This is a genomic window from Methylocystis silviterrae (assembly GCF_013350005.1).
Lineage (GTDB): Bacteria > Pseudomonadota > Alphaproteobacteria > Rhizobiales > Beijerinckiaceae > Methylocystis > Methylocystis silviterrae.
Window position 1 is genome coordinate 29,930 of record NZ_JABVWW010000010.1, and the last position, 22,152, is coordinate 52,081.

25 protein-coding genes are annotated in these 22,152 nt (G+C 63.8%); 15 read left to right on the plus strand and 10 right to left on the minus strand.

Annotation, left to right across the window (positions count from 1 at the left end; all coding sequences use genetic code 11):
* Positions 1-111: 111 nt before the first annotated feature.
* Complete coding sequence (gene serA / locus HUN39_RS11890) at positions 112-1,698, minus strand: phosphoglycerate dehydrogenase (protein ID WP_175094721.1); 1,587 nt, start codon at positions 1,696-1,698, stop codon at positions 112-114.
* A gap of 162 nt (positions 1,699-1,860) precedes the next feature.
* On the opposite strand from serA, the gene HUN39_RS11895 reads away from it, so the two are divergent.
* Complete coding sequence (locus tag HUN39_RS11895; protein WP_175094722.1) at positions 1,861-2,118, plus strand: antitoxin; 258 nt, start codon at positions 1,861-1,863, stop codon at positions 2,116-2,118.
* 9 nt (positions 2,119-2,127) lie between these two features.
* Positions 2,128-2,538, plus strand: coding sequence for a PIN domain-containing protein (locus tag HUN39_RS11900; RefSeq protein ID WP_175094723.1), 411 nt, complete (start codon positions 2,128-2,130; stop codon positions 2,536-2,538).
* Between the two features lie 10 nt (positions 2,539-2,548).
* On the opposite strand, the gene HUN39_RS11905 is transcribed toward HUN39_RS11900, so the two are convergent.
* Entirely contained in the window at positions 2,549-3,730 is a 1,182-nt protein-coding gene (locus tag HUN39_RS11905) for a phosphoserine transaminase (protein WP_175094724.1), read from the minus strand.
* Between the two features lie 155 nt (positions 3,731-3,885).
* Here HUN39_RS11905 and HUN39_RS11910 point away from each other — a divergent pair, with 155 nt between their 5' ends.
* A complete protein-coding gene (locus HUN39_RS11910; protein WP_175094725.1) occupies positions 3,886-4,200 on the plus strand; it encodes a DUF6156 family protein in 315 nt (104 codons plus the stop codon).
* 5 nt (positions 4,201-4,205) lie between these two features.
* Here the strand turns inward: HUN39_RS11910 and HUN39_RS11915 are convergent, their stop codons facing one another.
* The gene (locus HUN39_RS11915; protein WP_026222596.1) at positions 4,206-4,502 is read right to left on the minus strand and encodes a BolA family protein; all 297 of its coding nucleotides are present in this window, start codon (positions 4,500-4,502) and stop codon (positions 4,206-4,208) included.
* Positions 4,503-4,588: 86 nt separating this feature from the next.
* On the opposite strand from HUN39_RS11915, the gene HUN39_RS11920 reads away from it, so the two are divergent.
* The 7 genes from HUN39_RS11920 to sorB all read left to right on the plus strand — a co-directional run bounded on the left by HUN39_RS11920 (position 4,589) and on the right by sorB (position 11,126).
* On the plus strand, positions 4,589-5,185 hold the full coding sequence (locus HUN39_RS11920; RefSeq protein WP_175094726.1) for a J domain-containing protein: 597 nt from the start codon (positions 4,589-4,591) through the stop codon (positions 5,183-5,185).
* 88 nt (positions 5,186-5,273) lie between these two features.
* Positions 5,274-6,272: a cobaltochelatase subunit CobS gene (gene cobS / locus HUN39_RS11925; RefSeq protein WP_269750332.1), complete on the plus strand. Its 999-nt coding sequence runs from the start codon at positions 5,274-5,276 to the stop codon at positions 6,270-6,272.
* Between the two features lie 216 nt (positions 6,273-6,488).
* Positions 6,489-6,716, plus strand: coding sequence for an FmdB family zinc ribbon protein (locus HUN39_RS11930; RefSeq protein ID WP_175094727.1), 228 nt, complete (start codon positions 6,489-6,491; stop codon positions 6,714-6,716).
* A gap of 629 nt (positions 6,717-7,345) precedes the next feature.
* Positions 7,346-9,271: a cobaltochelatase subunit CobT gene (gene cobT / locus HUN39_RS11935; protein ID WP_175094728.1), complete on the plus strand. Its 1,926-nt coding sequence runs from the start codon at positions 7,346-7,348 to the stop codon at positions 9,269-9,271.
* Between the two features lie 127 nt (positions 9,272-9,398).
* Positions 9,399-9,539: a hypothetical protein gene (locus HUN39_RS11940; protein ID WP_175094729.1), complete on the plus strand. Its 141-nt coding sequence runs from the start codon at positions 9,399-9,401 to the stop codon at positions 9,537-9,539.
* A 50-nt stretch (positions 9,540-9,589) separates the two neighbouring features.
* On the plus strand, positions 9,590-10,807 hold the full coding sequence (gene sorA / locus HUN39_RS11945; RefSeq protein ID WP_175094730.1) for a SorA family sulfite dehydrogenase catalytic subunit: 1,218 nt from the start codon (positions 9,590-9,592) through the stop codon (positions 10,805-10,807).
* Between the two features lie 7 nt (positions 10,808-10,814).
* Positions 10,815-11,126 (plus strand): SorB family sulfite dehydrogenase c-type cytochrome subunit, encoded by a 312-nt coding sequence (gene sorB / locus HUN39_RS11950; RefSeq protein ID WP_175094731.1) that lies wholly within the window; start codon positions 10,815-10,817, stop codon positions 11,124-11,126.
* A gap of 115 nt (positions 11,127-11,241) precedes the next feature.
* On the opposite strand, the gene HUN39_RS11955 is transcribed toward sorB, so the two are convergent.
* Positions 11,242-12,036, minus strand: a complete 795-nt coding sequence (locus tag HUN39_RS11955) for a quinoprotein dehydrogenase-associated SoxYZ-like carrier (protein WP_175094732.1) — start codon at positions 12,034-12,036, stop codon at positions 11,242-11,244.
* Positions 12,037-12,201: 165 nt separating this feature from the next.
* Positions 12,202-13,125: a quinoprotein relay system zinc metallohydrolase 2 gene (locus HUN39_RS11960; protein WP_175094733.1), complete on the minus strand. Its 924-nt coding sequence runs from the start codon at positions 13,123-13,125 to the stop codon at positions 12,202-12,204.
* A 291-nt stretch (positions 13,126-13,416) separates the two neighbouring features.
* On the opposite strand from HUN39_RS11960, the gene xoxF5 reads away from it, so the two are divergent.
* From xoxF5 to HUN39_RS11980, 4 genes are all read left to right on the plus strand, one after another.
* Positions 13,417-15,225, plus strand: coding sequence for a lanthanide-dependent methanol dehydrogenase XoxF5 (gene xoxF5, locus HUN39_RS11965; RefSeq protein WP_175094734.1), 1,809 nt, complete (start codon positions 13,417-13,419; stop codon positions 15,223-15,225).
* 148 nt (positions 15,226-15,373) lie between these two features.
* Positions 15,374-15,841 (plus strand): c-type cytochrome, methanol metabolism-related, encoded by a 468-nt coding sequence (locus HUN39_RS11970; RefSeq protein WP_175094791.1) that lies wholly within the window; start codon positions 15,374-15,376, stop codon positions 15,839-15,841.
* A gap of 18 nt (positions 15,842-15,859) precedes the next feature.
* On the plus strand, positions 15,860-16,759 hold the full coding sequence (locus tag HUN39_RS11975; RefSeq protein ID WP_175094735.1) for a substrate-binding domain-containing protein: 900 nt from the start codon (positions 15,860-15,862) through the stop codon (positions 16,757-16,759).
* Entirely contained in the window at positions 16,759-17,325 is a 567-nt protein-coding gene (locus tag HUN39_RS11980; protein ID WP_175094736.1) for a PQQ-dependent catabolism-associated CXXCW motif protein, read from the plus strand. The genes HUN39_RS11975 and HUN39_RS11980 overlap by 1 nt, the downstream gene beginning before the upstream one ends.
* A gap of 169 nt (positions 17,326-17,494) precedes the next feature.
* Here the strand turns inward: HUN39_RS11980 and HUN39_RS11985 are convergent, their stop codons facing one another.
* Positions 17,495-18,115, minus strand: a complete 621-nt coding sequence (locus HUN39_RS11985) for a hypothetical protein (protein ID WP_175094737.1) — start codon at positions 18,113-18,115, stop codon at positions 17,495-17,497.
* Positions 18,116-18,160: 45 nt separating this feature from the next.
* Between HUN39_RS11985 and HUN39_RS11990 the strand changes: the two genes are divergently transcribed.
* Positions 18,161-18,868 (plus strand): HisA/HisF-related TIM barrel protein, encoded by a 708-nt coding sequence (locus HUN39_RS11990; RefSeq protein WP_175094738.1) that lies wholly within the window; start codon positions 18,161-18,163, stop codon positions 18,866-18,868.
* A 30-nt stretch (positions 18,869-18,898) separates the two neighbouring features.
* Here HUN39_RS11990 and fae (HUN39_RS11995) read toward each other — a convergent pair whose 3' ends face one another.
* The 4 genes from fae (HUN39_RS11995) to HUN39_RS12010 form a co-directional block, all read right to left on the minus strand.
* Positions 18,899-19,468: a formaldehyde-activating enzyme gene (gene fae / locus HUN39_RS11995; protein WP_175094739.1), complete on the minus strand. Its 570-nt coding sequence runs from the start codon at positions 19,466-19,468 to the stop codon at positions 18,899-18,901.
* A 261-nt stretch (positions 19,469-19,729) separates the two neighbouring features.
* Entirely contained in the window at positions 19,730-20,239 is a 510-nt protein-coding gene (fae, locus tag HUN39_RS12000; protein ID WP_026223198.1) for a formaldehyde-activating enzyme, read from the minus strand.
* 137 nt (positions 20,240-20,376) lie between these two features.
* Positions 20,377-21,249 (minus strand): triphosphoribosyl-dephospho-CoA synthase, encoded by an 873-nt coding sequence (locus HUN39_RS12005; RefSeq protein ID WP_175094740.1) that lies wholly within the window; start codon positions 21,247-21,249, stop codon positions 20,377-20,379.
* A gap of 1 nt (position 21,250) precedes the next feature.
* On the minus strand, positions 21,251-22,135 hold the full coding sequence (locus HUN39_RS12010; RefSeq protein ID WP_175094792.1) for an ATP-grasp domain-containing protein: 885 nt from the start codon (positions 22,133-22,135) through the stop codon (positions 21,251-21,253).
* Positions 22,136-22,152 lie beyond the last annotated feature (17 nt).

Genomic DNA, 22,152 nt, shown 5'->3' on the forward strand with positions numbered 1-22,152 from the left:
AGCAAGCGGGCCGACGCGCGAAACTCAGGACGAGCCGCGTTTCTTCCGGGAGAGTGGCAGACTTGCAACACTGCCGCCGCGCGCCGACGGATTATCAACAAAGAGCGTTAATCAGAATTTAAGCGTCGTCGCCTGTTTCACGCCGGGCAGGCTTTTCAGGGCGGTGAGCGCCTGCTGCGGCAGTTCGCCGTCGATCGCGACGAGCGCGACGGCGCCGCCGCCGGGCCTGTCGCGGCCTAGCGCGAACGTGGCGATATTGACCTCGGCTTCGCCGAGCACGCCGGCGAATCTGCCAATGAATCCAGGCCTGTCCTCATTCGTCAGATAGATCATCGACGGCGCGAATTCGGCGTCGACGCCAATGTCGCCGATGCCGATAATACGCGGCTTGCCGTCGTGGAAAACCGTTCCCGAAACGCAAATTTCGCCCTGCGCGGTATGCGCGCTGAGCGTGACAAGAGATTCATAATCGCCTTGCGCCTCGCGAGTGATTTCCTCAATCGCCAGGCCGCGCTCCTTGGCGAGGATCGGCGCCGACACCGGATTGACGTCTTCGAGAATCGGTCGAAGCAGCCCCGAAATCGCAGCCGCCGTAATCGGCCGGGTCTTCTGCAACGCGACGGCCCCTTCGTAGACGATCGACAATGTGTCGACGCCGGCGACGGCGACCTGACCCACGAAGAGACCGAGCTTTTCGGCGAGTTCGACGAAAGGCTTCAGCCGCGGCGCCTCTTCGGCGCTGATCGAGGGGAAATTCACCGCGTTGGCGATCGCGCCTCTGGTGAGATAATCCGCCATCTGCTCGGCGATCTGCAGCGCGACCTTTTCCTGCGCCTCGCTCGTCGAAGCGCCGAGGTGCGGCGTGCAGACGACGTGCGGATGGCCGAACAATGGGTTTTCGGTCGCCGGCTCCTGCGCGAACACGTCGAAGGCGGCGCCGGCGACATGGCCGTCGTCGAGGGCCTTGCGCAGCGCCTCTTCGTCGACCAGCCCGCCGCGCGCGCAATTGATGATGCGCACGCCCTTGCACGTCTTGGCGAGGTTTTCCGCCGAGAGGATATTCTTCGTCTGCGGCGTGAGCGGCGTATGCAACGTGATGAAATCGGCTCTCGCCAAGAGCTCGTCGAGGTCTACTTTTTCGGCGCCAAGCTCTTCGGCGCGCTCTTGGGTGAGATAAGGATCGAAGGCGATCACGCGCATCTTCAGGCCGAGCGCGCGTTCGGCGACATTCGCGCCGACATTGCCGCAGCCGACGACGCCAAGCGTCTTGCCGGTGATCTCGACGCCCATGAAGCGGTTCTTTTCCCATTTGCCGGCCTGGGTCGAGGCGTCGGCGGCGGGAATTTCGCGGGCCAAGGCGAACATCAGCGCGATGGCGTGTTCGGCGGTGGTGATGGAATTGCCGAAGGGCGTGTTCATGACGATGACGCCGCGCGCGGTGGCGGCGGCGACATCGACATTGTCGACGCCAATGCCGGCGCGGCCGACGACCTTGAGCCGCGGCGCGCGCGCAAAGATGTCGGCGGTCACCTTCGTCGCCGAACGGATCGCGAGTCCGTCATAGTCGGCGATCGCGGCGGCAAGCTTGTCCTTGTCCTTTCCCAGCGTCGGTTCGAAATCGACCTCCAATCCGCGCAGGCGGAAAATCTGTGCGGCGGCCGGCGAAAGAGAATCCGAGATGAGAACGCGCGGCGGCATGGGATCATCCTGCAAAGAAAGGAATGAGCGGCATTGGGCGTCTCAATGTGGAAGCGCGCTTGCGCTGAACGCAATCTAGATTTTTGGCGGCGACCGGAAGAAGCGCTGGAAAACGATCAAAAAATTTGGTATCTATCATACGTAGATATCATAAGAGGCCGCATGACCGCCACCGCGAAATTGTTCCAACACGGCCGCAGCCAAGCTGTACGGCTTCCGAAGGAATTTCGGATGCCGGGCACGGAAGTGCGCGTCAGCAAAGTCGGCAATAAAGTCATTCTGGAGCCGATCGAGGTCCCGGCGTTCGACGTCGATGCGTGGCGCGCGAGATTGAACGCCATGGGTGCGGAAGACTTCTTGCCGGCCGGGCTGCCGGAAGATTCGCCGCTAGCGCCCGATGAGTCGATCTCGTTCGATTGACCCGCGTCGATGTTTTGCCTCGACACCAATGTCGTTATTTTCGCTCTAAACAAGAGAAAGCCGCAGATTGGCGAAAGACTTGATGCGGAACTTAGAGCTGGAACGCCTCTGATCGTTCCAGCTCTCGTCATTTTCGAACTCGCCTACGGCATCGCAAAGAGCCAACGTCCCGAACAAGCGCGCGCGCTCTTGGACGAGTTTCTTTCTGCTGGCTTTGATCTCCCGGCCTTCGACGGCGAAGATGCGCGCGAAGCCGGCGACATCAGAGCCTTCCTGGAGGAGCGCGGAACGCCTATCGGGCCGTTCGACTATTTGATCGCCGCGCAGGCGCGACGACGACGGGCCGTTCTCGTGACGACGAACCGTCGCGAATTCGAGCGCATTCCAAACCTTGTTGTGACCGACTGGAGCGATCGGTAGGGCCTGCCTTTCACCCTGCTTGTGCGGCGTCGGCGCAAGCCTGCGCATAGGCCCAATCGAGCCACTGCGTCAGCAGCGCTACATCGGCGGTTTCCACCGTCGCGCCGCACCAGATGCGGAAGCCCGGCGGCGCGTCGCGATAGGCGCCAAAATCATAGCCCGCGCCTTCCTGTTCAATCATCGCCACCATCTTCTTGGCGAGCGCCGCCTGCGCTTCGGCGTCTGTCGCGGCGCTCTCTGCGGCGAAGATGAGACAGACGCTGGTGTTGGAGCGGGTCGCCGGATCCTTGGCGAGGAAGTCGATCCAGGGCGTCGTTTCAACCCAGTCGCCGACCGCCTGCGCATTGGCGTTCGAGCGCGCAAACAGCGCCTCAAGCCCGCCGATCGATTGCGCCCAGGACAGGGCGTCGAGATAATCTTCGACGGCGAGGAGCGAGGGCGTGTTGATCGTCTCGCCCTGGAAAATCCCTTCGTTCAGCTTGCCTTTTTTGGTCAGCCGGAAAATTTTGGGCATCGGCCAGGGCGGCGCGTAGCTCTCGAGCCGCTCGACGGCGCGCGGCGAGAGAATCAGCATGCCATGCGCGGCCTCGCCGCCGAGAACTTTTTGCCAGCTGTAGGTCGTCACATCGAGCTTGGCGAAGTCGAGCGGTTGCGCGAAGGCCGCCGACGTCGCGTCGCAAATCGTCAGGCCCTTGCGATCCGCCGGGATGAAATCCGCGTTGGGCGCGCGCACGCCCGACGTCGTGCCGTTCCAGGCGAAGACGACGTCATTGTCGAAGTCGATCTGCGACAGATCGGGCAATTCGCCATAGGGCGCGGCGAGGCTTCGCGCTCGTTCGATCTTCAACTGATTCAGGACGTCATTGACCCAGTCTTTCGAGAAGCTCTCCCAAGCGACGACATCGACGCCCCTGGGGCCGAGCAGCGACCAGAGCGCGATCTCCACGGCGCCGGTATCGGACGCCGGCACGATGCCGATGCGATAATCGGCAGGAACGCGCAGCGTCTTCCGCGTCAGCGCGATGGCCTGCGCCAGTTTCTCTTTGCCGGCCTTCGAACGGTGGGAGCGTCCGAGCGCCGCCCCGGCGAGATTTGTCAGCGCCCACCCCGGGCGCTTGGCGCAAGGGCCGGAGGAAAAGCAGGGATTGGCCGGCTTGGCGTCGGGTTTCGCCATTTTGTCGGCGGCGGCCATGATGCAGCCCTCTCGATGCGGCGCAGCGCCGCCGCCGCCCGGCTACGCGCTGCCCAGCCGACCGTCAAGGAGGGAGCCATCAGGTTGGCGCGATTTTCTCGTACCAATTGCGCGGCGTCGCTTGAAGAAACGCCGGGGATGAGGGGAGAGCGGTGATGTCGGAGAATAATGACGCGCGTAATGAAGAAGAATGCCGGTATTTTCTCTCCTATTCCGGGGTTCGCTTGCCATTGAAGCTCCTGGGGCCGCTTGAGGCGAGCGAGCTTAAGAACCGCAACACTTATTTTCGTGCGACTTATGATGCTGAGGGCAAGATCGTCAGTTGCGAGAAGCTCGTCTATGGCGAAGTGGAGCTGCGCCACGATTATTCCTATGGCGCCGACGGCGCGCTGGCGCGCGCCCGCATCGCCATGGGCGAAGACGTTTCCGAGGTCGACTGCGGCGCTGACGGCGCCCCGCTGCGCAGTTGACCGCCTTAAACGGGCGCGGCTTCGTGCGGAGTTTTGGCGCTGATCGCCAGGGCGTGGACGCGGTCGGCCAACTCGTCGGAGAGAAGCGCATTGACGAGACGGTGCCGCTCGATCAAGCTCTTGCCCTCGAAAGCCGCGCTCACCACCTCCACTCTGAAGTGGGTTTCGCCGTCGGGATGGTGATGCCCATGTCCCGCGTGGCTGTGCGATTCGTCGATCACGTTGAGCGCCGCTGGCGCGAGGGCTTGGGTGAGTTTCTGTGCGATGCGCGTCTTGACGACGCCTTTACCCTGATCCGTCATGTTTATCTCCGGTTCGACCGCCGATTTAGCACATTGGCGCTTGGTTGCGCTTGCGGCGCGCTGCGGCGCCATCATAATGGAATGAAATGGACCTGAATTCGCCCCTCTTCGATCGCATCCGAGCGCAGCGCCAGCCGCGCGAAACTCGGCGCGAGACCGTGACACGGTGCGATTCTCCCGGCTGTGAGGCGGAGGGCGTCCACCGCGCGCCAATGGGCCGGCTGCGTGAGGGGCAGTATCTCTGCTTCTGCCTCGAACATGTCCGGGAATACAACGCCACATACAATTATTTCAATGGCATGGATGACGCTTCAGTCGCCCGTTACATGAAGGACGCGACGGTCGGGCACCGGCCGACATGGTCCATGGGGACGAAACGCGGACGGGCGGGTTTTCGCGAGGACACGATGACGGCGGCCGATCCGCTTGGCGTCTATCGCCAGCGCTTTCGCCGTCCCCAGCCCGCCGAGCGCCGCGGTCCGCAGCATTCGCCCGTGACGATCAGGGCGTTCGTCGCCATGGGGCTTGAGGAGACGGCCGACGCCGTGACGATCCGCGCGCGCTACAAGGAGCTGGTCAAGCGTCACCATCCCGACGCCAATGGCGGCGACCGCTCGCGCGAGGAAAAATTGCGGGAAATCATCCATGCCTATAAGACGCTGAGGGCCGCCCGGCTGGTCTGAGCGCTCGTCGCGCGCGGCGCATTTTCCACGCCGGCGCAGACATCTTCGGCGCAATCATGCGGGGACGTCCGCGCAAGGAGGACGCATTTTGGTCGCTGTAGAATACGCCGCAACGGGCCTCGAGAGCACGCCGGACATGAAGATCTCGGTGCGCCAGGTGTTCGGAATCGACTCCGATATGGAGGTTCCCGCCTTTTCCGAGCGCAACGAACATGTGCCGGACCTCGACCCGGACTACCTCTTCGATCGGCAGACGACGCTCGCCATTCTCGCCGGCTTCGCCAAGAATCGGCGCGTGATGGTGACCGGCTATCACGGCACGGGAAAGTCGACGCATATCGAGCAGGTGGCGGCGCGGCTCAACTGGCCTTTCGTCCGCGTCAATCTCGACAGCCACATCTCGCGCATCGACCTCGTCGGCAAGGACGCCATCGTCCTGAAGGACGGCAAGCAGGTCACCGAGTTTCGCGACGGCATTCTGCCTTGGGCGGTGCAGCACTGCGTGGCTTTGTGTTTCGACGAATATGACGCCGGGCGGCCGGACGTAATGTTCGTGATCCAGCGCGTGCTTGAAGTCTCCGGCCGCCTGACGCTACTCGACCAGAACCGCGTCATCCGGCCGCATCCGGCGTTCCGGCTGTTCGCGACCGCCAACACCGTGGGGCTCGGCGACACATCGGGCCTCTACCACGGCACGCAGCAGATCAACCAGGCGCAGATGGACCGCTGGTCGATCGTCGCGACGCTGAATTACCTGCCGCATGACGCGGAGACCAATATCGTGCTCGCCAAGGCGAAATCCTATGGCGCGACGAAGGAAGGCCGCGACGTCGCCAATAAAATGGTGCGGGTCGCCGACCTCACCCGCAACGCCTTCATGGCCGGCGATCTCTCGACGGTGATGAGCCCGCGCACGGTGATCACCTGGGCGGAGAACGCCGAGATTTTCGGAGACATCGGCTTCGCCTTCCGGATGACCTTTTTGAACAAATGCGACGAGCTCGAGCGCCCGCTCGTCGCTGAATTCTATCAGCGCTGCTTCGGCAAGGAGCTGCCGGAAAGCGCCGTGAACGTGGTGATGACATAGAGCAGGTTCCGAAAAAGTTAACAGACTTTTTCGATGAGAACCTGCTCCAACATTTTGATTTTGAGCGATTCCTTCCCGATCACATGAGTCCATGTGATCGGGAAGCGCTCTAGGCGCTGTGGGGATTGCCGAGCGAACAGGGCGCCAAGGAGCGCGGCGGAATGAAAATTGCTCGCGCGAGGGCGTTCTGTGAACGCCAACTGACGCGAGTCTCCGATGCCGCTTTACGCCTATGTCTGTGACGCCTGTTCCGCCGAATTCGAACTCTTGGTGCGCGCGTCGGAAACCCCGCTCTGTCCCTCCTGCGGGAGCGAGAAACTGCAGCAGCAGGTGTCGCGCATCAGCAAGGAAATCAAATATCCGGCGATCGCGAAATCATGGCGCCGGCGGGCCGCGGCGGAAGGCGACCTTTCCAATTTCAGCAAGCAGGAACGCAAAGTGTGAGGCCGCGCCCCTGGCGATCGGATTGCGCCGCCTTTCGGCCGTCGACCCGAAGCCAACGCTTCGCCCGCGCAAATGACGCTTTTGGCACATGCGTCAATTGGTCCACATTCGCCAATGATTTCGCATCCCCTAAGCGCTTTTTCGCCTGCCTACACTAGGGTTTTGAAGTTCTCTCTAAATCATGAGTAGCAAAAAATACTGTTTCGATTCGCTGCTCCTGGGCGGTCTTTACGTTCAAACTGACTTGCAAAGCCCGTTTTTACGCTTAAATATAAGAAATAGGCTGCAGTTTTTCTGGGCATTCCTGCCGGCGGCTTATGTAATTTCTTCGCAGGCATGTCCATGTAAAGAGACAAAATGAGCATGAACACCGCAGCCTCTTCGCGTTTAAAGGGCATGATTTGGGTTGTCGGCGCCATTGCCGCGATTATGACCGTGGTCCTGGTCGCGCCGATGATTTCGCACCTCGGCTGATAATCTCGACTGAAAAAAGCCGCGCGGCCAGGCTGCGCGGCTTTTTCGCGTACATGTCGACTTGGCGCCCTATCGACTGCCTGCCTATCGACTTGCCCGGCCGCTGACGCCGGCCGACTTGCGGCTTCGCCCTCCGTCGCGCATATAGTCGCTTCATGCCTCCCGGGCCGACAAACCGACGGCCTGCCTCGCCCAAAGAGGCGCCGCAGGAGCCGTTCAAGCGCGCCGTCGCCGGCGCCATGCGCGCCATGGCGCGCTCGCCAGCGCTCGAGGTGAATTTTGCTCCGGAGCGACCCTCGCTGATCGCGGGCGCCGACGGGGCGAAGGCGCGGCTGACGGAGCCGCCGCGTAAGCTGAATGTAAAGGACGCCGCGATTCTGCGCGGTCAGGCGGATTCCCTGGCGCTGCGCCTCGCCTGTCACGACGACGCGCTGCATCGCCGCTATTCGCCCGAACCGGTGGCGGCGCGCGCCGCCTTTGACGCCCTGGAGCAGGCGCGCTGCGAATCGATCGGCGCGATGCGGATGCCCGGCGTCGCCGCGAATATCAGCGCCATGCTTGACGATCGCTATCAGCGCAGCCACGCCGATGAAATCTCAGGCCGCGACGACGCGCCGCTCGAAGACGCGCTGGCGCTGCTCGCGCGCCAACGCCTGACCGGACTCAATCCGCCGCAGCACGCGCAGAAAATCGTCGAGCTGTGGCGCGACACCGTCGAAGAGCGCGCCGGCGCAGATCTCGACCGACTGTCCGGGGCGGTGGAAGACCAGAAGCTTTTCGCCCAGATTGTGCGCGAGCTGCTTTCGCATCTTGATATGGCGAGCGGCGAAGCGCCGGACGAGACGAAGTCCGACGAGGAAAGCGAGGACGCGCCGCAAAATCCCGACCAGAGCGAGAGCGACGATCGCGACGACGAAGAGTCGAAAAGCGCCGCCGAGATGGATACGGCGCTCGCGGCCGAAGACGCCGAGCAGGAAGGCGAAAGCGACTCCGCGGAAGCGCCCTATGGCGAGACCGAGCGAGAGGCCGACGCCGGAGACGCCGAAGAGGCCGCCGAGGCGCGTCATCCGTCGACGAACGCCGCCGAGCGCGCCGGCGCCGATTATCACGCCTACACCACCCGCTTCGACGAGATCATTCGCGCCGAGGAGCTCTGCGACGTCGAGGAGCTGGACCGGCTGCGGGCCTATCTGGACAAGCAGCTGCTGCATCTCTCCTCGGTCGTCGGACGGCTGGCGAATCGGCTGCAGCGCCGGCTGATGGCGCAGCAGAGCCGTTCCTGGGAGTTCGATCTCGAGGAAGGCATGCTCGACCCCGCGCGACTGCCGCGGATCATCATCGACCCCCAGCAGCCGCTCTCTTTCAAACGCGAAAAGGACATGGACTTTCGCGACACGGTGGTGACGCTGCTTCTGGACAATTCCGGCTCGATGCGCGGGCGCCCGATCACGGTCGCGGCCACTTGCGCCGACATTCTGGCGCGCACGCTGGAGCGCTGCGGCGTCAAGGTCGAGATCCTCGGCTTCACCACCCGCGCCTGGAAGGGCGGCCAGTCTCGTGAGGCCTGGATCGCCGAAGGGAAGGCGGCCAATCCCGGTCGCCTCAACGACATCCGCCACATCATCTATAAGGCCGCCGACGCGCCCTGGCGCCGCGCCAGACGCAACCTCGGCCTGATGATGCGGGAAGGGCTGTTGAAGGAGAATATCGACGGCGAGGCCCTGGATTGGGCGCATCGTCGTCTGCTCGCGCGCACAGAGCAGCGGCGCATCCTGATGATGATCTCGGACGGCGCGCCGGTCGATGATTCGACGCTTTCGGTTAACGCGGGCAACTATCTGGAGCGGCACCTGCGCCAAATCATTCACGAGATCGAGAGCAAGTCGCCGGTCGAACTCATCGCCATCGGCATCGGCCATGACGTCACCCGCTACTACCGCCGCGCGGTGACGATCGTCGACGCCGAGGAGTTGGGCGGCGCCATGACAGAAAAATTGGCCGAGCTGTTCAGCGAAAGCGCCGCGCCCGCGCCGCCGCCGACCCAGCGCCGCTCCCGCGCGCCGGTCGTCGCGCGCCGGTGACACAGCCGACGCTTCAGCTTTTTTAACGATATTGCAACGATTCGCCGTCTCGCGCGTTTCTCTGCGGGTGCGTCTTTTGCTGAGCCAAACGGCAGGGGCGCCCGTGTGGACTTGTAAGGGGATCGTGATGGCGTTCATCAACTGGCAGGACAAGGCGGCTCCGAGAGAGGCGAGCGAAACGGAGCGGTTTCTGTGCGTTACGGGCGTTTTCGCGCTTGCGACGCTGCCGTTCGCGCTATGCGCGGCGCTGACGATCTGGGGTTCGTGACGGTCTAGCCGCGCGGTCGCTGCAAAGCGCCGGCGCGAGCGGCTTGAACGATGCCCCGAGCCACGAGCAGGCGATCATTTTTGCGCGGCGCAAGCCTTGGGCTCGCAGCTCTGTCCACGCTAGATGGACGGCGCGCGTTCTCGGCGGAAAGCGCTCGGCTGAGGTTCGCTAATGGCGAGCGGCCTCTCGTGCGCTACCCTGGGAAACGTGCGCTGATCGAGCAGACCGTCAGGCCGCCTCAGCTCGAAACCCCTTTCTCCGTTTACGATGAAGGCGTGTTGACGCCGAACGACGCCTTTTTCGTGCGCTATCACCTCGCCGGCGTCCCGCTCAGCATTGATCCAAAAGCCTTTCGCCTCGAGGTGCGGGGCCATGTCGAGACGCCGCTGTCGCTTTCGCTCGAAGAACTCAAGCGCGACTTCGAACCAATTGAGATTGTCGCCGTGAACCAATGTTCCGGCAACAGCCGCGGCTTCGTCGAGCCGCGCGTCGGCGGCGGACAATTTGGCCATGGCGCGATGGGCAACGCTCGCTGGCGCGGGGTGTCGCTCAAAACGCTGCTCGAAAAGGCCGGACCGAAGCCGGGGGCTCAGTCCGTCGCCTTCAACGGGCTCGACTCGCCAGTGGCGCCGGAGACGCCGGATTTCATGAAGGCGCTCGACCTCGGCCACGCCGGCGATGGCGAAGTGATGCTCGCTTACGCCATGAATGGCGAAGACCTGCCATGGCTCAACGGCTTCCCGCTGCGGCTGGTGGTTCCCGGCTGTTACGGCACCTATTGGGTGAAGCATCTCAACGATATCGAAGTGCTCGACAGCGATTTTAGCGGCTTCTGGATGTCGAGCGCCTATCGCATCCCCGATAATGACTGCGTCTGCGTCACGCCCGGCGCGCCGAAGGGGGCGACGCGGCCGATCAAGCGGCTCAATGTCCGCAGTTTCATAACGCGGCCGGCCGAAGACGCGAAAGTCGCGGCGCATGTCGCATTCGAGGTCAGGGGCATCGCCTTCGATGGCGGCCAGGGCATTGAAGCCGTGCTGCTCTCAGCCGACAACGGCGCGAGCTGGGCCGCGGCTCGGCTTGGCGAGGATCTCGGCCGCTATTCCTTCCGCGAATGGCGGACCGAACTGACCCTGCGGCCCGGCGTGCATCAATTGAAATCCCGCGCCGTCAATCGCGACGGCCAGTCGCAGCCCTTGGCGCCCTTATGGAACCATGCCGGCTATATGCGGAACGTGGTGGAGACAATTCGGATAGAGGCGATCTAGCGGAGACATGCAGCGCTTTCGCAAAACGCTCATCCTGGTGGCGACGGCGGCGTCTCTCGCGCCGGCGCTTGGCGCCGCCGAGACGCTGACCTATTCGCTGCCGGAAGAAACCGCGACGCTGCGCCCCGGGCTGGGCCAGGAGACCGCGCAGAGCAATTGCGCCGCCTGCCACTCCGTCGACTATATCGAGCGCCAGCCGCCGAAGATGGGCCGGGCGTTCTGGGAGGGCGTCGTCAAGAAGATGATCGCGTCCTACCATGCGCAGATCGACGAACCCGACGCCGCCGCGATCGTCGATTATCTCGCCGCGACCTATTGAGCGCCGCCTTGAGCAGGTTCCGAAAAAGTTGACAGACTTTTTCGATGAGAACCTGCTCCAATGATTTTGAGCGATTCCTTATCGATCACATTGTTCGATGTGATCGGGAAGCGCTCTATGACGCGTCGCCGATCGGCCATTCGCCTTTGTAGACGCCGCCCTTGTTGTCATGGGCCTCGACGCGGATCGTCTTCGCGCCGTTCGGCGCATAGGTGAAGCGGAAGGTCGGGTCTTCCGAGAGCGAGATGCCGCCTTCCATCTTGAAGATCGGCGCGTCGCCCTGAAAGACTTCGACAGAGTCGATGAAATGCGCCGGCAGATAGGCGCGCGAGACCGGGTCCATCTGCATCCCCGAGGCGTTCGGGTGGCGGATCATGATCTGCGCCTCGCGCTTTGCCGGATCGGCGCTCTTGAACTCGCGATATTTCATCTTGCCGAGATTGGCGACCGCCTCGTCCTCGTCCTTGACCGCGGGCGCCGAACAGCCGCCCGAGGCTTTGACGAATTTCGCGTCGGCGCGAAGCTTGCCGTCGCGCGTCTCGGCGACCGCGTGGACATTGGAATAGGAATTGACCCGCACGCGGGTTTCGATGAAGCCGACGCCGGATTTGTCGCCGAGCGTGAAGGCCGCGGCCACCGGCATCGGGTTCTGGTCGATGACCAGCGTCGCCACCTTGATTTGCGTCGGGTCGGCGAAGCGCATGGTCATCGGCACGATCGCCGCGTCCTCCGCCCGCGCCGGCGCTTCAAGCGCGATGACGCCGTCGGCTGCCGCGATCGGGCGGCTGTGAAAGATGTCGACGACGAGCTCCGGCCAGGGATCGGGGGCGGTTTGGGCGAGGGCCGCGGTCGAAAGGAGAGCGAAGAGGGCGCCGGCGGCGGAACGGGCTGCTGTGTTCATATCCGGCATTCTCCTAACAACTTCGTCATTGCGAGCGCAGCGAAGCAATCCATCGAAAGGCGCCTCGGCTCTGGATTGCTTCGTCGTTGCGCTCCTCGCAATGACGGCAAGAGCGCTGATCTCCTGGCAAGAATAAGCGCGAACCCCGCTCGCGGTCACGTGACAAAGTCATGCTCACGGCCCCTCCCACTCCAACTCGGCGAATCCCGCCGTGGCGTTGCGGGCGTTGTAATCGTCGAACAGCCGCCATTTCTCCCGCTCCTCGGCGCCGGCTTCCTTGGCCGCCGCCGCGACGCCCTCGCCCTTCTTGATCGCGGCCCGGAGATCGGCGGTCAGCCGCATCAGATAGGCGCGTTGGTCCTCGAGCGCCTTGGGCCAGGGCGCGGGGAGGGGGCCATGCCCGGCGACGACCTGCGTCGCCTTGATCGCCGCGAGCCTGTCGGCGACGTCGAGGAAGCCGAGCAGGCTCCCGTCCACGACCGGCACATGCTGCAAAAAGAGCAGATCGCCGGAAAAGAGCACGCCGCTCTTTGGATCGAGAATGGTGAGGTCGCATCCGCTATGCGCCGTGCGCCACGCCTGCAGGACGATCTTGCGATGGCCGAGATCGAGCGTCATCGTTTGGTCGACGGTCATCGTCGGGGGCACGATCGTCACGCCGTCGAGCGCGTCGCCCATCTGCGCGCGGAAGGCCGAAAGATAGTGCGGCCCACGCGCCGCCAGCGCGCGCGGCAGATTCTTGTGCCCAACGAATATCGCGCCGGTCTCGACGAAGGCGCCATTGCCGAAAATATGATCGGGATGGGCGTGGGTGTTGATGACGTAGCGAATGGGCTTTTGCGTCTTTTCGCGCAGCGCGGCGAGGAAGGCGCGGCCTTCGATCAGGCTGCCGCCCGTATCGATCACCGCGACCGCTTCGCCCCCGACGAAGGCGCCGAGATTGGCGATGTCGCCCAAATTTTCCCGGGTCATGAGGGAAGTTTCGCCCTGATGCGCGTAAACGCCGGGGGCGATTTCGCTTAAGGAAAAGGCGCGGGCGGGGTTTCCGGCGACGAGCGGCGCGAGCGCCGCGACAAGCGCCAGCATGCGACGCAACATATTGTTCGCCTTGGCTGTTTCGCGGGCTAGCCGATGCGCTGCATCGCACGGCCGCGCCATTGTTTTTTGCGATTGCGATTCAAGAGCTAGCGACATATTATCCCGCCGTTTCCGAGTTAAAAGATGTCTTCCGGACGGGAACCGGGAGCTTCTCGCCGCTGGCGGACGTTTTGTCCCGCCAGCTTGAGACATAAACGGAAATCGCCTTCCCAATGTCGAGGCGCCTAGGAGGCACGACGTCGGCGGCGGCGCATAAAAATGCGCCCCGGGCGTCGTCAGGAGGAAAAGCTCATGCATAAACTGTTGTTGTCGACTTCGGTGGCCGTACTCGCGCTCGCCGGCGCGGCGAAGGCTGACGATTTGCAGACCCTGCAGAAGGATCCCAAGCAGTGGGTGATGCCGACGGGCGATTACGCCAATTTGCGGCATTCCGCTCTTAAGCAGATCACGACCGAGAACGTCGGCAAGCTCGCGCCGGCGTGGCAGTTCTCCACCGGCGTTCTGCGCGGCCATGAAGGCGCGCCGCTCGTCATCGGCGACGTCATGTATCTGCATACGCCGTTCCCCAACAATGTTTATGCGCTCGACCTGAAGGATCCGGACCACAAGATCCTCTGGAAGTATGAGCCCAAGCAAGATCCGTCGGTCGTGCCGGTGATGTGCTGCGACACGGTGAACCGCGGCCTCGCCTATGGCGACGGCAAGATTTTCCTGGCGCAGGCCGACACCACGCTCGTCGCGCTCGACGCCAAGACCGGCAAGCTCCTTTGGTCGGTCAAGAACGGCGATCCTTCCAAGGGCCAGACCTCGACCGCGGCCCCGCATGTCTTCAAGGACAAGGTGTTCGTGGGCATCGCCGGCGGCGAATTCGGCGTGCGCGGCCACATCACGGCCTATGACGTGAAGACGGGCCAGCAGGTGTGGCGCGGCTATTCGATGGGCCCCGACGCCGACACGCTCATCGAGCCAGGCAAGACCACCCATCTCGGCAAGCCGGTCGAGAAGGACTCGGGCATCACGACCTGGGAAGGCGATCAGTGGAAGATCGGCGGCGGCACCACCTGGGGCTGGTACAGCTATGATCCGGACCTGAATCTCGTCTACTACGGCTCGGGCAACCCCTCGACCTGGAACCCCGCGCAGCGTCCGGGCGACAACCGCTGGTCGATGACGATCTGGGCGCGCGACCTCGACACGGGCAAGGTGAAGTGGCTCTACCAGATGACGCCCCACGACGAGTGGGACTATGACGGCATCAACGAGATGATCCTCGCCGACCAGAACATCGGCGGCAAGGCCGTCAAGACGCTGGTGCACTTCGACCGTAACGGCTTCGCCTATACGCTTGACCGCACCAACGGCGATCTGCTCGTCGCCGAAAAATACGATCCGGCGGTGAACTGGGCGAGCAAGGTCGACATGGACAAGTCGTCCAAGACCTATGGCCGTCCGCTGGTCGTCGACAAATATTCGACGCAGCACAACGGCGAAGACGTCAACACGCAATATGTCTGCCCGGCGGCGCTTGGCTCCAAGGACCAGCAGCCGGCGAGCTACGACGCGACGACGGGACTGTTCCTGGTTCCGACCAACCACGTCTGTATGGACTATGAGCCGTTCCGCGTGAGCTATACGGCGGGCCAGCCCTACGTCGGCGCGACGCTGGAAATGTTCCCGGCGGGCAAGGACAAGGGCGAGACCCACACCGGCAACTTCATCGCCTGGGACGCCAAGACCGGCAAGATCGTCTGGTCTAACAAGGAGCAGTTCTCGGTCTGGGGCGGCGCGACGTCGACGGACGGCGGCGTCACCTTCTACGGCACGCTCGAGGGCTATCTGAAGGCCGTCGACACGAAGACCGGCAAGGAACTCTATAAATACAAGACTCCGTCGGGAATCATCGGCAACGTCACCACCTATGAGTCCGGCGGCAAGCAGTATGTCGCGGTGCTCTCGGGCGTTGGCGGCTGGGCCGGCATCGGTCTGGCGGCTGGTCTCTCGAAGAGCAACGAGGGCCTCGGCGCCGTGGGTAACTATGCGTCGCTGGCCAACTATACGGCTCTCGGCGGCGTGCTGACTGTCTTCGCTCTGCCGAACTAAGCGGGACGCGAAGCAAATAAAAGCCGGCGCTCGGCGCACCGTCAAGGTGCCGCCGAGCGTCGGCGTTTACACTGTGTGGGAAGAGAAGAGACCAAGGAGAGAGGTAATGAGATCGTCGCTTGCCGGAGCGTTAGCTCTGGGCGTCATCATGTGCGTGGGAAGCTCCGCCATGGCCGAGGCGCCGGGAGACCCCAAGGCCGTCAAATCGACCGACGGCAAATATTTCGACGCCAAAGGCGACCCCACCTACAACGTCGGTCCTGACGGCAAGGTGGACTGGTACACCTTCTCCGGCTATCGCCGCTACCACGCGGAATGCCACGTCTGCCACGGCCCCAACGGCGGCGGCTCAACCTATGCGCCGGCGCTTAAGGATTCGGTGAAGCGGTTCGACTACGCGGAGTTCGCCGGCATCGTCATCGGCGGGCGCCAGAACGGCAACAGCGTCATGCCCGCTTTCGCCGAAAACAAGAACGCCTCCTGCTATATCGACGATCTCTATGTCTATCTGCGCGCGCTCTCGACCGGCGCCATCGAGCCCGGCCGTCCGGCGAAGAAGGAAGATCGCCCGGAAGCCTTCGCCAAGGCGGAGACCGAGTGCATGAGTCAGAAATAAGAGCGTCATTACGATCGCATGATCCGCTTCACTCATCGGCGCGGTTTTTCCGCGCTGCTATCGACGGGCTGGGCCGCCGCAATCCTCTCTGTGGCGGCCCCCGCCTCGGCGCAGCATATGGGGCCCGACTTCGGCGCGAAGGGCGACGACAATCAGGGTTCGATCGAACTCGTCGATCCCAAGACGCTGCGTGTGTGCGCGGATCCGAGCAATCTTCCCTTTTCAAACGACAAGGGCGAAGGCTTCGAGAACAAGATCGGCGAATTCCTCGCCAAGAAGCTCGGCAAGGATCTCGCCTATACCTATTATCCGGGCGCCACCGGCTTTGTGCGCAATACGCTCAACGCGCATCTTTGCGACGTCATCCTCGGCATGCCGCAGGGCAATGACCTCGTGCAGACCACCAATCCCTATTACCGGACGACCTACGCCATCGTGACCCGCGCGGGCTCGGAGCTTGACGGCCTAAAGACGCTCGACGATCTCCGTCTGAAGGAAAAGCCGCATCGCATCGGCCTTGTCGCCAACACGCCGCCCGGCAATGTTCTGGCGATGAATGGTCTGATGGCGTCGGTGAAGCCCTATGCGCTAATGGTCGACACGCGCGTCGAATCTTCCGGCGCGGCGATGATGCATGATCTCGAAAAGGGCGAGATCGACGTCGCGCTGCTGTGGGGACCGATCGCCGGCTACTACGCCCAACATTCGAGCGTGAAGCTCAATGTCACCCCTCTGCCGGAGACGCCCGGGGCCCGCGCGGCCTTCCGCATCGGCTTCGGGGTTCGCCATTCCGATCAGAACTGGAAGCGCGAACTCAATATGCTGATCGCTCAATACAAGATCGAGCTGGAGCGCATTCTTCGCGATTATGGAGTCCCGTTGCTCGATGAGTCGGGACATGCGATCACGGCGCCGTGATGAATCTGGCGAATCATTTGGCTCGCGGCGTTCGCGCGCTCTGCGCGGCGTTCGCGTTTTGCGCCGCGCCGGCTTTCGCCCAAGCGCCGCCGGAGCCGGAAACCTATCGCCTGGACAATTATCATGCGCCGACGCCCGCGACGCTCAAGGGCGCGACGGTGCTCGACACGCCCCAGGCGTTTGAACTGTGGAGCGGCAAGAAAGCGGTTTTCATCGACGCGCTTTCGCGGCCGCCAAAGCCGGAAGGCCTGCCAAAGAATGCGGTGTGGCGGGATCCTAAGCGCTTCGACATTCCCGGCAGCATTTGGCTTCCCGACACCGGGTTTGGAGAACTCTCCGAACCGATGGCGCGCTATTTCGAGCATGGCGTGGCGCGCGCGAGCGGCGGCGACAAGTCGAAGCCGCTCGTCTTCTATTGCCGCACCAATTGTTGGGCGTCCTGGAACGCCGCGAAACGCGCGCTCACCCTCGGCTATACGCATGTGCTGTGGTATCCGCCCGGAGCCGACGCCTGGGAGCAGGCTGGTCATCCGCTCGAGGAGCGCCAGCCCGAGCCGCGCGAGTAGGGCGCGATTTCAATTAAGGCTGGGCGGTCATTCCCGACGCTTCGCCTGAGCGAAGCGATCGGGAATCCAGAGTAATGCCAGCGATTCTCTGATCGCTTCTGGATTCCCGGTCAGGCCGTGGGCCTGCCGGGGATGGCACGCAAACCAGCGGATCAATGGGGTCCGCCGCTCACTCCATCGCCTGCTGGATTGCGCGCGCGAGCACGCCGAAACGCTGCTCGATCAGCGCCGGGCTCTCGCACACATAGCCGACCATGCGCCGCTGCTCCTCGAAGAGCCGCAGCCGCCACTGCACGGCTTCGCTTGCCTTTTTGATCGCTTCGGAGTCCGGCGGCTTTTGATCCTGCAGTTCCCGCAGAGTCTGCGTCTCCTTGCGCGCGGTCTCCGCCATGGCTTTCAGGCGCCGGCCAAAGCGGTCGAGGCCGTTGACCAGGTCGCGCCGCTCGTCATTCATGCGCTCATAGACGCCGGCGAACAGCGTCGTCAGCCGCTCCTTGTGCTTGTCGCCCGCCGACTTGGCGAATTGCGCGACAAGCCGCTCGGCTTCGTCCATCGGCGTGCGTCGCTGCGCGAGGCGCGTGACGAGATCGGCGATCGTCGCATCATCGCGCCAATGTTTCACGGCGTCGTCGAGCGGCGGACCGGCCCAGACGCCGCCGACCGCGAGCTCGGGCACGCGCACCTGTCGGCACGGCCAATCCGGCTGGCTTTGTTGGGGCGGCGCCTGCGCCGCCGCGGGGTCGGCGAAGACGAGCAAAAAAAGAGCGAGAAGCAGGCTGCGATGAATCATGAGGTTCGCCGGACGTCGCAGGATCGCGACGCGCTATAATGCCCCATGCAGATCATCCCCGTCATCGATATTCGCAGCGGCGCGGTCATGCGCGCCCGCGCCGGCGCCCGCGACAGCTACAAGCCAATCTCTACGCCGCTTGCGTCGACGAGCGCGCCGGCCGATGTCGTCGCCGGTTTTCTGACGCTTCATCCATTCGAGAGAATCTATATCGCCGATCTCGACGCGATCCAGGGAAACGGCGACAACCGCCGCGAGATTGGCGCGTTGACCGAGCGATTTCCATCGCTTCGCTTTATGGTCGACGCCGGCGCCAAGTCTTGCGACTGGCGCGGCGCAGCGCGCGTCGATTGTGTGATCGGCAGCGAATCCTTGCGCGACAGCGAAGCCCTGCATGCTGCGAAGCATGATCCCGATGTCATTCTCTCGCTCGATTTTCGCGACGACGTTTTTTTGGGTCCCGATGCGCTCGACGAATGCCCCAAGCTGTGGCCGAGCCAGGTCATCGTCATGACGCTGACGCGCGTCGGCGTCAGCGCGGGTCCCGACTTCGCGCGCGTCTCGCAGTTCGTGGCGCGTGCGGGCGACCGGCGGGTCTTTGCGGCCGGCGGCGTTCGCGACGCGGACGATCTTGAACGGCTTGAGGCGATCGGCGCCGCAGGCGCGCTTGTCGCCACGGCGTTGCATGACGGCGCTCTGACCAGCGCCGACCTCGATCTATTCACATCGGCGCACAAAAAAAGGGAGCCCTGAGGCTCCCCTTGAAAAGCGAATCGCCAAAACTCAGTTGGCGGCGAAAGGATGTTTCGCGGTGACGCGGGCCGACAACACGCTGCGCGCGCTCGGATCGCCTTTCATCGCGCGGGCGATGGCTTCCTTCGTCGCAGAGTAATTGAAGTCCTGAATCTTCTGATCGTCGTTGGCTTCCCAGTGGATGAACACGCCGACGCAGATGAAGAGGTCGTCCGCCTGGCTCATCGGAATGACGCCCTCGGCGACGCTGTCGGCGACCGCCTTGGCGACGCCATACTGCGCCGGGCCGAACATCTGAACGGCCTGCTTGGCGTTCTTGATGGTCACCTTGTTGAACATCATCGTATAGGGCTTCACCAACAGGTTCGGCGCGACGACCGCGAGCAGCGTCGTGAAGCCGTCCTTGTTGTTGACGAGGCCGTTGGCGAAGGCCTTCTCGGCGGCGGAGCCGCGCGGACCCATGATCAGGTCGATATGCGCGACCTCATTGCCATCGCCGACGAGCGATTCGCCGACGCTGGTCTTGGCGCTGCTCGACGTGAAGCCGGACGACGGCTTCGGAAAGAGCGCGCCCAGTATTTTCTCAAAGAACGAAGCCATGATCCCATCCCTTCCGGTGCGTTCGCGTCCCTGCGGCGCCTCTGATTTGCGCGCGCGGAATGCCCCTATCGCTGGTTGCGCCCTCCCTCGGGGAAGACGAAATTTCTGCTGGCGGCCGCCCCCGCGCGCCAGACTTTAGAACTCTGCCGGCGTCATTGTTTTGCAGCGTCGATGCTTGGCCGCTTGAGCGGCGGCGTCGGTCGGCTGCGAGCGCGGCGGCGGGGAGCGTTCGGCTCCCCGCTGCGCATGTTCCTACGCGGTTCAGTTCGGCGCGAAGGGGTGCTTGGCTTCGTTGCGCTTGGCGACGACTTCCGAAGCCTTCGGCTCGCCCTTGACGGCGCGCGCGATCGCTTCCTTCGTCGCGGTATAATTGTAGTCTTGGATCTTCTTGTCGTCCGAAGCGTCCCAGTGAATGAACACGCCGACCGCAATGAAGATGTCGTCGGCCTCATCCATCGGGATCACGCCCTCGGCGACCGAATCCGCAACGGCCTTGGCGACGCCATGCTGCGCCGGGCCGAACATCTGCACCGCCTGCTTGGCGCCCTTGATCGTCACCTTGTTGAAGAGGATCGTGTTGGGCTTGCACAGCAGGTTCGGCGCGACGACCGCGAGCAGCGTCGTGAAGCCGTCCTTGTTGTTGACGAGCGCGTTGGCGAAGGCGAGCTCGGCCGCCGAACCGCGCGGACCCATGATCAGGTCGATATGCGCAACTTCATTGCCGTCGCCGACCAGCGACTCGCCGACCAGCATCTTGTTGATTAAAGCCATGTGTTCCTCCCAGAATTCCTCATGATCGCGCGCGCCATTCGGCCCCGAGCGACTCTATCCCCTCTTCGGCGCCGAGCGAAAAAGCCCGATCCGACCGGTGGTCAGATAGCCGCGAGTCCATCCCGCGCGCGGCGGACTCAACCATTTTTGCGCGGCCTTGCCAAGATGGCCGCCAGATAATCGGCGAAAAGAACCGCGACGGTCAGATCGGCGCTTGTGCCGGGATTCAACCCACGCTGTTTCAGCGCGCGATCGAAGTCCAACGCCAGTTCGAACGCCGTCTCGCGGCCTTTGGCGTTCTTGAGACTCTTTTCAAAACGCGTCGCCTCGCCGCGGACCGCCTCGGCGGCGGCCCCATGTTTGCGCGCAATATGGCTATCCGGAAAAGCGGCGAGAAAGGCCGCATAGACGGCGAGCGTTCCGAGCGCCGCATCGGCGCTTCGCGTGCGCGCCTCCCCGAGCGTCGTAAGGCCAAGGTCGAAAATATCGGCGAAGCCATTGGCGTATTGCCAGGCGATACGGTCGCGGTCGGCGGCGGCGCGCATCGCTTCGAGAAGAGTCGTTTGCGCCGGCGCATGGACGTCGTGCTGCGGCGCATCTCCAAGTCCCGCCGGCCGCGCATGGGCGATGGCGCGAAACGCGGCGTCGGCGTCGATTATGTCGAGGCCCTGCAGGACGCGCTCCGTCTCCCGACGCAGATCGGCGCTTTGCGCGGTCGTCGCGGCTTGCGCCAGCGGCGCGCAGAGCAGGACGATGCCGAGATTGGTGTTTTGCCCGACGCGCGCCCGCGTCGCTTCGATCGCGCCGGCGATGCGGGCGCCGACGGTCGATCGCTCCGCGCCGATGAAGGGGGCGGCGGCCTCGGCGCTGGCGAGGAAATCCGCCGTGGTCATGCCATGGCCGTCGGCGAAAACATGAACATTGCCGGGCTTGGGCGCTTGCAGCTCCGCCTCGCAGGCGGCGACGAAGGCGGTCGCGATCTCTTGCGGGTCGGCTGCGAAATTCGCCACGTCAGCCGCGAAGTCGCGCGCGCGTCATTTGCGCAAGCGCGTCGGCGGTGACTCTGTCGGCGATCGAGAAAGGCGTCACCCGTTGCAGTCCGCTCCAGCCCGCCATGCTGTTGACTTCAAGAATAAGCGGCGCGCCGCGGTCGTCATTGATGATGTCGACGCCCGCGAAGTCGACGCCGAGCGCCTCTGCGGCGGCGAGCGCGATCTCCGCCTCCCGCGCCGACGGCTCGACGGCGAGCGGCTTCGCGCCCTGCCGTACATTGGTGATCCAATGGCTCGAGCGCCGGCGCATGGCGGCGATGGTTTCGCCGCCTGAAACGAGAATGCGCATATCTTCGAAGGGCGGCCGCGCCGGGCCGACGAAGCGCTGGAGATAGAACACGCCGCGCGCGTCCTGAAGCGACGGCAGATCGCTTTCGCGCTCGATCAATCGCAGCCCCCAGCCCTGCGCCCCGAAGAGCGGCTTCAACACAAGTGGGCCCTTGGCGCATTCGCGCCGCGCAATGGCGCGCGCCTGCGCGAGAGTCTGCGCCGCAAAGGTCTGCGGCGCCGGCAGTCCGGCCTGCGCCAGAAGAAAGCTCGCCATGGATTTATCGGTGCAGCGTTCGATCGCGCGCGCGCTGTTGACGACAGGGACGCCGAGCGCCTCCAGGGCGTGCAGGACCCCGAGCCGCATGGTGATCGCTTCGAGCGACCCGTCGCCGATGGCGCGAACGATAGCGAGATCAGGGAGATCGTGAAATCCAGGGATGATGAGGCCCTGGGCGCGGCCCGTCTCGATCTTGCAGGCGGAGAGCCGCACCGCGACGGGCGTTGCGCCCTGCCTGCGCAAGGCGCGGAGCGTGCGGATCACATGCCAGTCGAGCTTGTCGGTGAAGACCGCCACGCGCGGCGGCGGCCCTC